3 protein-coding genes are annotated in these 3,062 nt (G+C 73.4%); 1 reads left to right on the top strand and 2 read right to left on the bottom strand.

What is annotated here, in order from left to right:
• Positions 1-130 precede the first annotated feature (130 nt).
• Positions 131-1,249 carry an ADP-ribosylglycohydrolase family protein gene (locus tag HCN52_RS23320; RefSeq protein WP_168090409.1) on the top strand — a complete coding sequence of 373 codons (1,119 nt, stop codon included), beginning with the start codon at positions 131-133 and terminating at the stop codon, positions 1,247-1,249.
• 72 nt (positions 1,250-1,321) lie between these two features.
• On the opposite strand, the gene HCN52_RS23315 is transcribed toward HCN52_RS23320, so the two are convergent.
• The gene (locus tag HCN52_RS23315) at positions 1,322-1,531 is read right to left on the bottom strand and encodes a DUF397 domain-containing protein (protein ID WP_168090408.1); all 210 of its coding nucleotides are present in this window, start codon (positions 1,529-1,531) and stop codon (positions 1,322-1,324) included.
• A 469-nt stretch (positions 1,532-2,000) separates the two neighbouring features.
• A complete protein-coding gene (locus tag HCN52_RS23310; RefSeq protein WP_168090410.1) occupies positions 2,001-2,876 on the bottom strand; it encodes a helix-turn-helix domain-containing protein in 876 nt (291 codons plus the stop codon).
• Positions 2,877-3,062 lie beyond the last annotated feature (186 nt).

Below are 3,062 nucleotides of genomic sequence, written 5' to 3'. Positions count from 1 at the left end.
GGACGGGGCGGCTGCGCGCCGCCCCGTCCCGCGGCCCCGTCCCGTGGCACGAAGTGGCCGGCGCCCCCTGACGTGCGGTGCGCCCCTGGCTTACGCTGCCGTGGTTGACGGGACGAGGGAGGGCGCAGGAATGACCGGACCGGCGAGCGGAGCGCTGTGGGGGCGCGCCGAGCAGCAGGACTTCCGCAGCCGGGTACGGGGATGCCTGCTGGGTGGCGCCATCGGTGACGCCCTGGGCGCCGGGGTCGAGTTCGACTCGCTCGCCGAGATCCGCGACCGCCACGGCCCGGCCGGGGTCACCGACTACGTCCCCGCCTACGGGCGGCGCGGCGCCGTCACCGACGACACCCAGATGACGCTGTTCACCCTCGACGGCCTCATCCGCGCCCACATCCGCCGCGACTCCGGCGCCTGGCACCCGCCGACCGACGTGCACGCCGCCTACCGCCGCTGGTACCGCACCCAGAACGACTGGGGGCCGGACGAACGACGTGCCGACGACGGCTGGTTGGCCCGCCAGGAATGGCTCTACGCTCGCCGCGCCCCCGGCAACGCCTGCCTCGCGGGACTCGCCGACGACGTGCTCGGCACCGTCGAGAAGCCCAAGAACCCGAACTCCAAGGGGTGCGGCACCGTCATGCGCTCCGCCCCCTTCGGGCTGCTGGCCGGTTGGGAGCCCCAACTCGTCCTCCAGCTCAGCGTCGAGTGCGCCAGCCAGACCCACGGCCACCCCACCGGCCGACTCGCCGCCGGCGCCTTCTCCGCGATCGTCCATGCCGTCATCCGGGGCGACACCCTGGAGGACGCCGTGCAGAAGGCCATGGCGCTGCTCGCGACCCGCCCCGAGCACCAGGAGACGACCGACGCGCTCCAGCGGGCGCTCGCCGCGGTCCGTGCGGGCCCGCCGACGCCGGAGCGGCTCGCGGAGCTGGGGGAGGGGTGGGTGGCCGAGGAGGCGCTGGCGATGGGCGTGTACTGCGCCCTTGTCGCCCAGGACGTCCGGCACGGACTGCTGCTGGCCGTCAACCACGGCGGCGACTCCGACTCCACCGGCTCGATCTGCGGCAACCTGCTCGGCGCGCTGCACGGGGAGACGGCGCTCCCGCCGGAGTTCCTGCCGGAGTTGGAAGGCAGGGCGACGATGCTGGAGCTCGCGGACGACTTCGCGCTGGAGATGACGCAGGGGCCCGCGCTGCACGGGCCGGGCGGCGCGGTCGCCGCCTGGCTGGAGCGCTACCCGCGGGGATGACACCGGCCGGCGGCGCGGCGTCCCGGTGCCGGGACGCCGCGCCCGTGGGCTCCGGCGGCCCGGCGGTCGGGGTCAGCGGCGTGCGAGGGTGCCGTCGCCCACCGCGGTGACGAAGCTGTTCCAGGAGCCGGGGACGAAGCCGAGGCGGGGACCCGCGGGCGCCTTGGAGTCGCGGACGGCCGCCGTTCGCGGCGCGGGCGAGCACACCTCGACGCACGCCCCGTTGCCGCCCGAGTAGGAGGACTTCCGCCAGCTGTGCGTCCTACCGTGCTGAATTGCCATGACTTGCCTCCGGCTCCTTTCCAGGATTCACCTGGTAGGTCAGTTGGGTGCGCCGGCGGGGGAGGGGGGCCGGCAGCCCCTGGTGTCGTACTCGGCGTGCCCGTCAGGACGCTTTCGCAGACCGTACTGGTCCACGTGGTCATGCCTTGTGTCTGATCACTCGACAAGGTGATTCCCCGGAACAAGGCTGCGTTCGGCTCGTGGGTCGGTGTAGCATCCGCGCCGACTTCGCCGCGCAGCGCCGGGAAATCGTCCGACGGTCTGCATTCCCCCACGCCCGCCGCACCATCCCGCGGCCGGGCTCCTCCCGGAAGCCGCCCCTCGACCTCGCCGCACCACCCGGCGCAGCAGACCGCCCCGCCGGCGCACCCGCACGCGGCACGCACCGCGCGCGCCCGGGCGCACCCCCCTCGGCCGGGGCGGAGCCGGAACCCGCCCCGGCCGAGGGGCACGCCGTGTGCGGTCGAATTCAGGAACCGGCGCGCGACTCGCTTTCCTCCGCTATTGCCCGGACGAAATCACGGGTCTTCTCCGGGCTCAGCGCCTGCGCCCGGAGGTGCTCGTACAGCACGCTGTAATTCTGCACATCGTGCGGCTTTTCCAGATAGAGGTCGTTGGTGACCCCTTCCAGATACACCACCGTGGAGTCGTTGGCCTCGGGGAACTCCATTATCGCGTACTGGCCGTTGACGCCCGGGTGCGCTCCCGACTCGAACGGCATCACCTGGAGCGTGATGTGCGGCAGATCGGACACCTCGACGAGATAGCGCAGCTGCCGCGCCATCACGGCGGGCCCGCCGACCTGTCGGCGCAGCGCCGCCTCGTCCACCACCGCCCACAACCGCAGCGGCCGCCGCTCGTCGCGCACCCGTTCCTGGCGCCGCATGCGCACCTCGACGCGGCGCTCCACGTCGGAACGCGCCACCTCCGGCAGCGCACCGGAGATCACGGCGGCGGCGTAGTCGGCGGTCTGCAGCAGGCCGGGGACCACCTGCGGCTCGTAGACCCGCAGCGAGGCCGCGTCCATCTCGAGGCCGATGTAGACGCTGTAGCCCGGGGACAACTCGGCGAACGCGTGCCACCAGCCCTGCTGGCGCGACTCCCGCGCCATCTGCATCAGCGACTCCACCAGCCGCCGGTCCCGCACCTCGTAGACACTGCACAGGTCGCGGACGTCCCGCTGGGAGATGCTGCGGCGCCCGTTCTCCAACCGGCTGATCTTCGACTGCGAGACCAGCAGGCGGTCGGCGACCTCCTCCGCGGTCATGCCGCGGTCCTCGCGGAGCCTGCGCAGCTCCTGGCCGAGTCTGCGCCGCCGGACCGTGGGATTGACATTGCCCGCCACGGACAGTCCACCTCCGTAGATCATGTGACTACCGATCACGAGACTGCCACCTCACCGCCACCGCCCGCTGCCGAACGCGGAGACTCCACCCGGCTCACACACGCCGCCGAACGCCCCGGCACGCACCGCCCGGCGCGGGAGCGCCCGGTGGCGGGTCGGTTCCGGCGGCGGGCCGGGGCGTTCGGC

This window comes from Streptomyces bohaiensis (assembly GCF_012033785.1).
Taxonomy (GTDB): Bacteria; Actinomycetota; Actinomycetes; order Streptomycetales; family Streptomycetaceae; genus Streptomyces; species Streptomyces bohaiensis.
Note: the sequence above shows the minus strand (reverse complement) of the source record. Positions and strands in the feature narration are given on the sequence as shown.

Bases quoted from the DNA above. Each gene is read 5' to 3' on its own strand.
- HCN52_RS23315 (WP_168090408.1), bottom strand. From the start codon at position 1,531: ATGGCAATTCAGCACGGTAGGACGCACAGCTGGCGGAAGTCCTCCTAC.
- HCN52_RS23320 (WP_168090409.1), top strand. From the start codon at position 131: ATGACCGGACCGGCGAGCGGAGCGCTGTGGGGGCGCGCCGAGCAGCAG.